General features: G+C 69.3%; 6 protein-coding genes and 1 tRNA gene. 1 reads left to right on the top strand and 6 read right to left on the bottom strand.

The features are described 5' to 3' along the window. Window positions 1-23: 23 nt before the first annotated feature. Together ABT247_RS30760 and ABT247_RS30755 are read right to left on the bottom strand one after the other, a co-directional pair. A complete protein-coding gene (locus ABT247_RS30760; protein WP_350749133.1) occupies window positions 24-797 on the bottom strand; it encodes a transcriptional regulator in 774 nt (257 codons plus the stop codon). Window positions 798-926: 129 nt separating this feature from the next. Then, window positions 927-1,001 (bottom strand) — tRNA-Leu (locus ABT247_RS30755). Between the two features lie 66 nt (window positions 1,002-1,067). On the opposite strand from ABT247_RS30755, the gene ABT247_RS30750 reads away from it, so the two are divergent. After that, complete coding sequence (locus tag ABT247_RS30750; protein WP_392896947.1) at window positions 1,068-1,754, top strand: ANTAR domain-containing response regulator; 687 nt, start codon at window positions 1,068-1,070, stop codon at window positions 1,752-1,754. A gap of 74 nt (window positions 1,755-1,828) precedes the next feature. Here the strand turns inward: ABT247_RS30750 and ABT247_RS30745 are convergent, their stop codons facing one another. From ABT247_RS30745 to ABT247_RS30730, 4 genes are read right to left on the bottom strand one after another with little or no spacing between them, the layout of a single operon-like run. Then, window positions 1,829-2,545, bottom strand: coding sequence for an ABC transporter ATP-binding protein (locus ABT247_RS30745; protein WP_350749127.1), 717 nt, complete (start codon window positions 2,543-2,545; stop codon window positions 1,829-1,831). After that, on the bottom strand, window positions 2,542-3,372 hold the full coding sequence (locus tag ABT247_RS30740) for an ABC transporter ATP-binding protein (protein WP_350749141.1): 831 nt from the start codon (window positions 3,370-3,372) through the stop codon (window positions 2,542-2,544). Before ABT247_RS30740 ends, ABT247_RS30745 begins: the two co-directional genes overlap by 4 nt. Before the next feature lie 8 nt (window positions 3,373-3,380). Beyond that, on the bottom strand, window positions 3,381-5,312 hold the full coding sequence (locus tag ABT247_RS30735; protein WP_350749138.1) for a branched-chain amino acid ABC transporter permease: 1,932 nt from the start codon (window positions 5,310-5,312) through the stop codon (window positions 3,381-3,383). A 5-nt stretch (window positions 5,313-5,317) separates the two neighbouring features. After that, on the bottom strand, window positions 5,318-6,247 hold the full coding sequence (locus ABT247_RS30730; RefSeq protein ID WP_350749135.1) for a branched-chain amino acid ABC transporter permease: 930 nt from the start codon (window positions 6,245-6,247) through the stop codon (window positions 5,318-5,320). Window positions 6,248-6,355 lie beyond the last annotated feature (108 nt).

Raw genomic sequence — 6,355 nt, 5'->3', positions numbered from 1 at the left:
GCCCCACCGGGGCCGCGCCGCCGTCAGTACTTGGGGCCGATGTGGGCGTCCATGAGGGCCACGGAGTCCTTCCGGGCGATGGAGATGTTGAAGCCGCCGTTGGACCGGGATCCGTGCTTCCACTGGACGCCGACGGCATCGAGCGTGGTGGTGAAGAGACGGATGATGTCGGCCGACGTGTTGGTGAAGAAGTACCGCGGGTACTCGTAGCGCTTCGGGAGCCCGCCCACCGTACGGGTCGTCCAGTTGGTGATGCGGCAGCCGTCGGAGTGGATCAGGCCGCGCAGGAACTCCCAGGGGTGGGCGTCGACGATCTTCTGTTGCCAGGGGGCGAGGGAGATCGTTCGCAGATGCTTCGGCCCAGGCGCGTGCTGCGGGAAGAGGCAGGGCCAGTGCTTACTGGTGCTGACGACGCTGGTGCAGCCCGGCGCACGGACCCTCAGGACCCTGTTGCGCGGCATGACGGTGGAGACGGCTTGCTCGCACTCGTCGATCAGGCCGGGCCAGCTGTCGCAGCACGCGATCCGGAGGGCGTGGACCTTGCGGCGGCCTTCGCTGATGCAGCCGTCTCCGAGGTAGAGGCCGAGGAGATAGGCGTAGTCGGCGCGCGGGCACGAGGGGTCGAGCTGTCCGTTGCGGATCGGGCACTCGGCCGTCATGCGCGGGCTTGGGACGGCTCCGGACGCCCACTCGCGGATTGCGAATCGAGATATCCCGGTCGCGCGACTGACCTGGCTGAATGACAGGCCCGCTGCGTGAAGGTCCAATGCGCGTCGGCGTGTAGCCATGTCGTACATGTGAGCGAGATTGCATCGCGCGGTTCCCGTGCGCATGCAAACGAGAGGATCTCCACTCGATCGAGTGAAGATCCTCTGACTCCGAGACCGCTTGGACCGGATACCGGTCCCTTCGATTCGAAGGAAAAGTGCCCCGAGTGGGATTCGAACCCACACTGTATGGTGTTTGAGACCATTGCCTCATGCCAGTTGGGCTATCGGGGCCTACGATTTGAAGGCTACTGCCTTCGCGTCGTGTCTCAAACATACCGTGTCTAGGTACCCTCGTGCATGCAGTACCCCGCCGGAACGAGGAGCGCAGTGAGCACCGCCGACGAGCAGGCACAGCCGCTTGAGACCGATACGCCCCAGATCACCCGGATCGTGATCGCCGAGGACGAGGCGTTGATCCGCCTCGACCTCAAGGAGATGCTCGAGGAGGAGGGGTACACCGTCGTCGGCGAAGCGGGGGACGGGGAGACGGCGGTGAAGCTCGTGGAGGAGCTGAAGCCGGATCTGGCGATCTTCGACGTGAAGATGCCCGTCCTGGACGGGCTCTCCGCGGCTGAGCAGATCCACGAGCGGCACCTGGCTCCGGTGCTCATGCTGACGGCGTTCTCGCAGCGGGAGCTGGTGGACCGGGCGCGGGACGCCGGGGCGATGGCGTACATCGTGAAGCCGTTCTCCAAGTCGGACCTGGTCCCGGCGATCGAGATGGCGGTGTCGCGGTACACCGAGATGCGGGCGCTGGAGAAGGAGATCGGGGACCTCACCCAGCGCCTGGAGACCCGGAAGCTGGTGGACCGGGCGAAGGGCGTGCTGCAGACGAAGTTCGGGCTGACCGAGCCGGCCGCCTTCCGGTGGATCCAGAAGACCTCGATGGACCGGCGGATGACGATGGCCGCGGTGGCCGAGGCCGTCATCGAGGAGGGCGAGGCCCAGGACCGCAAGAAGGCGGACGAGGGCACGTCCGAGTAGCGCAGGACAGGACGGACAGGAAAGGGGCCCGGTGGACGGTACGTCCGCCGGGCCCCTCTCCGTGTGTGCCGGGCTCAGTCCTCGCCGAGGTACGCCTTGCGGACGGACTCGTCGTGCAGGAGGTCGGTGCCGGTGCCGGAGAGGACGATGCGGCCGGTCTCCATGACGTAGCCGCGGTCGGACAGCGACAGCGCCGCCTGGGCGTTCTGCTCGACCAGCAGGATGGTCGTCCCGCCGGCCTTGAGCTCGAGGATGGTCGCCATGATCTTCTGCATCATCAGCGGCGAGAGCCCCATCGAGGGCTCGTCCAGCATGAGCAGCTTGGGCTGGGACATCAGTGCCCGCCCCATGGCGAGCATCTGCTGCTCGCCGCCGGACAGGGTGCCCGCGGCCTGCTTGCGGCGTTCGCCGAGGATGGGGAAGAGGGTGTAGGCGCGTTCGACGTCGGCGGCGATGCCGGGGGTGTCGGAGCGGAGGAAGGCGCCGAGGAGGAGGTTCTCCTCGATGGTCATGCGGGGGAAGATGTGCCGGCCTTCGGGGGAGTGGGCGAGGCCGAGGGCGACGATCTTGTGGGCGGGGACGGTGGTGAGGTCCTGGCCGTCGAAGGTGATCCGGCCGGCGGTGGGCTTGAGCAGGCCGGAGAGGGTGCGCAGGGTGGTGGTCTTGCCGGCGCCGTTGGTGCCGATGAGGGTGGTGACCTCGCCCTGGTTGACGGTGAAGCTGATGCCCTTGACGGCTTCGATCTTGCCGTAGGCGACGCGGAGGTCCTCGACCTCGAGGAGTGCGGTCACTGGTCGTTCTCCGTAACGGTCTCCGGCGCGGCGGGGGCGGCGGGGGCGGCGCCTTCGAGAGGGGCGCCGAGGTAGGCGGTGATGACGCGTTCGTCGTTCTGGACGGTTTCGCGGTCGCCCTCGACGATCTTCTGGCCCTGGACGAGGACGGCGGTCCGGTCGCAGAGGTTGAAGATGAAGCGCATGTCGTGCTCGATGACGAGGACGGAGACGCCCTTGTCGCGGATGGCGAAGACGAGTTCCTCGGCGGCCCGGGTCTCCTGGGGGTTCATGCCGGCGGTGGGTTCGTCGAGCAGGAGGAGGCCGGGGTCGGAGGCGAGGGCGCGGGCGATCTCCAGCTTGCGCTGTTCGCCGTAGGGCAGGTTGCGGGAGAGGTGGTCGGCCTTGTCGGCGAGGCCGGTGAAGGCGAGCAGTTCCATGGCCTTGGCGCGGCTCTCGGCTTCGGCGCGGCGGTATCCGGGGCCGCGGAGGATGGCGGAGAGGACGCCTTCCTTGGTGCGGGTGTGGCGGCCGACGAGGACGTTCTCCAGGACGGTCATGTTGGCGAAGAGCCGGATGTTCTGGAAGGTGCGGGCGATGCCGGCCTGGGTGACGAGGTGGGGTTTGGGCGGCAGTTGGGTGTCGCGGTAGCGGACGGTGCCTTCGGTGGGGACGTACAGGCCGGTGAGGCAGTTGAAGAAGGTGGTCTTGCCGGCGCCGTTGGGGCCGATCAGGCCGATGATCTCGCCTTCGCCGACGGTGAGGGAGACGTCGTTGACGGCGGTGAGGCCGCCGAAGCGCATGGTGACGCCGGTGACTTCGAGCAGGGGAGCAGCGGTGGTGGTCATCGTGCGGGTCACGCCCCTGCCTTGGTGAGTGCGGTGGCGTCGTCGCCGGTGGTCTGGGCGGGGATGGCGGCTTCGTGGAATTCGAGTTGCCGGCGGCGGTTGGGGATGAGGCCTTCGGGGCGGACGCGCATGAGGACGATGAGGGCGGCGCCGAAGGCGAGGAGTTGGTAGTCGGAGAGGAATTCGAGCTTCTTGGGGATGAGGAAGAGGAGGGTGGCGCCGGCGAGGGGTCCGCTGATGGTGCCCATGCCGCCGAGGATGACGGCGGCGAGGAGGAAGGCGGAGTTGGGCGGGAGGGCTTCGGCGAAGGTGTACTGGTCGGGGGTGACGGTGTAGCTGACGTGGGCTTGGACGGTGCCGGCGAGGCCGGCGAGGCAGGCGCCCATGGCGAAGGCGAGGAGCTTGAGGCGGAAGCCGTTGATGCCCATGGCCTCGGCGGCGGTTTCGTCCTCGCGGATGGCGACCCAGGCGCGGCCGATGCGGGAGTTGCCGACGCGGGCGAAGACGAGGACGACGAGCGCGGTGACGAGCAGCATCAGCAGGTAGTAGTTGGAGAAGCGGCCGAGTTCGATGCCGGCGATGCTGTGGGTCTTGCCGAGGTCGAAGCCGAGGATCTGCAGGTCGGGGATGCGGGGGATGCCGTTGGAGCCGTTGGTGATCTTGGGGCCGGTGGTGCCGTTGAGGTTGAGCATGGTGATGCGGAAGATCTCGCCGAAGCCGAGGGTGACGATGGCGAGGTAGTCGCCGCGCAGCCGCAGCGTGGGGGCGCCGATGAGGACGCCGAAGACCATGGAGACGACGGCTCCGGTGAGCATCGCGGCCCAGAAGGGGAACTGGACGTGGATGGGGGAGGCGGGGGAGCCGGAGACGAGGGCTGCGGCGTAGGCGCCGACGCCGAGGAAGGCGACGTAGCCGAGGTCGAGGAGGCCGGCGAGGCCGACGACGATGTTGAGGCCGAGGGCGACGGTGGCGAAGATCAGGATGTTGGTGGCGACGGAGGTGTACTGGTCGCTGCTCTGGGTGAAGGGGAAGCTGGCGGCGGCGGCGAAGGCGGCGCCGGTGGTGACGGGTCGGTGCTTGACGGTGAGGGCGCGCAGTCGGGCGAGCAGGCCGGATCCGGCGAGGGCGGCGACGGTGAAGGCGGTGAGGAGGAGGTACCCGGTGAAGAGTTCGCCGTACTCGGTGTCGATGCCGAAGGTGATCGCGTAGAGGCCCAGTCCGAAGGCCACGACGATGAGCAGCACCTCGACCCAGGAGGGCAGTTCGCGGGGTGCGGCGAGCGGGCGTTCGACCTTGCCGAGGCGCAGCGCGCTGTTGGCGAGGTGGCCGAGCTGGAGGAGGAGGACGGCGCCGGTGGCGATGGCGAGGGCGCCGGAGAGGGCGGTCATGACGGGGGCGACGGGCTGGTCGTCGGGGATGGCGTGGGCGGCGAACCAGCCGATGGGGGCGGCGGGGACGAGTAGGAAGAGCCGCTTGTCGAGGATCCGCAGGGGGACGTGGGTGCGGCGGTCGAGGGGGAGGCCGAGGGCGCCGAGGACGGTGAGGAGGCCGCCGGCGGCGAGGACCCAGCCGCCGGGTTCGAGGTTGGCGAGGCCGCCGAGTTCGACGGAGACGGCGGCGACGGAGTAGCCGGCGACGGCGAGGGCGCCGGTGGCGGCGTGGAGGACGGCGTTGTTGCTGCGGGTGGGTGCGGCCCAGCGCAGGCCGGGGACGCCTCGTGCGGCGAGGAGGAGGACGAGGGTGAGGACGCCGGCGGTGAGGGCGAGCCACTGGAGGCCGGCGGGGGAGCCGTAGTAGGTGAGGTCGCCGGGGAAGTCGCTGGTCCAGGTCCAGGACATGGCGGCGGAGGCGGCGACGGCGAGGGCGCCGAGGCCGGTGAGGGCGGTGGCGGCGGGGGCCGGCAGGGGGATGACCGGGGTGGTCTCGGTGGTGGTGGTCATGGTGGTCACGCCCTGTCCGCGACGCGCTCGCCGAGCAGGCCTTGGGGCCGGATGAGGAGCACGAGGATGAGGAGTACGAAGGCCCAGACGTCCTTCCAGGCGCCGCCTCCGAAGAGGTGCATGCCGGGCAGGTGCTGGATGTAGCCGGTGGCGAGGGCTTCGGCGAGGCCGAGGGCGATGCCGCCGAGCATGGCGCCGTAGATGTTGCCGATGCCGCCGAGGACGGCGGCGGTGAAGGCCTTGAGGCCGAGGATGAAGCCCATGCGGAAGTCGACCTGGCCGCTGCGCAGTCCGTAGGCGACGGCGGCGACGGCGGCGAAGGCGGCGCCGATGGCGAAGGCGAGGACGATGATGCGGTCGGTGTCGATGCCCATGAGTTTGGCGGTGTCGGGGTCCTGGCTGGTGGCCTGCATGGCGCGGCCGGAGCGGGTGCGAGTGACGAACCAGCCGAGGGCGAGCATGCACAGGGGGGCGGCGATGATGAGGAAGATGTCGCTGCGCTGGATGGTGACGGATCCGAGGCTGAAGGGGTCGCCGGGGATCTTGGGGAAGACGCGGGCCTTCTTGGCGTCGGGGTAGAAGGAGAAGACGAGTTGCTGGAGGAAGATGGAGAGCCCGATGGCGGTGATGAGGGGGGCGAGCCGGGGGGCGTTGCGCAGCGGCCGGTAGGCGAAGCGTTCGGCGGCGACGGCGGTGAGGGTGGAGACCAGGATGCCGGCGATCAGCATGAGTGGTAGGGCCAGCCAGAGGGTGGTGCCGCCGGGGAGGGCGAGGTAGGCGGTCAGGGCGCCGAAGCCGCCGACCATGACGATCTCGCCGTGGGCGAAGTTGATGAGCTGGACGATGCCGTAGACCATCGTGTAGCCGATCGCGACGAGTCCGTAGAGGGCGCCGAGGATCAGGCCGTTGGCCAGCTGCTGCGGTAGGTCGTGCACCGCTGGGCCTCCGTTGTGCGTTCGGGGTGTCCGCGTGGGTGGTGGATGTGGGGGCTCGGGCACGGTCGCGGTGGCCGAGAGCACCACGTACGGCTCGGCGGCCTGGGC

The sequence above is a fragment of the Kitasatospora sp. NPDC001539 genome, assembly GCF_040298565.1.
Lineage (GTDB): Bacteria > Actinomycetota > Actinomycetes > Streptomycetales > Streptomycetaceae > Kitasatospora.
Note: the sequence above shows the minus strand (reverse complement) of the source record. Positions and strands in the feature narration are given on the sequence as shown.

What these genes read in the sequence shown, in the direction of transcription:
- ABT247_RS30760 (WP_350749133.1), bottom strand. Translation starts at nt 797, where the DNA reads ATGTACGACATGGCTACACGCCGACGCGCATTGGACCTTCACGCAGCG.
- ABT247_RS30750 (WP_392896947.1), top strand. Translation starts at nt 1,068, where the DNA reads ATGCAGTACCCCGCCGGAACGAGGAGCGCAGTGAGCACCGCCGACGAG.
- ABT247_RS30740 (WP_350749141.1), bottom strand. Translation starts at nt 3,372, where the DNA reads ATGACCACCACCGCTGCTCCCCTGCTCGAAGTCACCGGCGTCACCATG.
- ABT247_RS30735 (WP_350749138.1), bottom strand. Translation starts at nt 5,312, where the DNA reads ATGACCACCACCACCGAGACCACCCCGGTCATCCCCCTGCCGGCCCCC.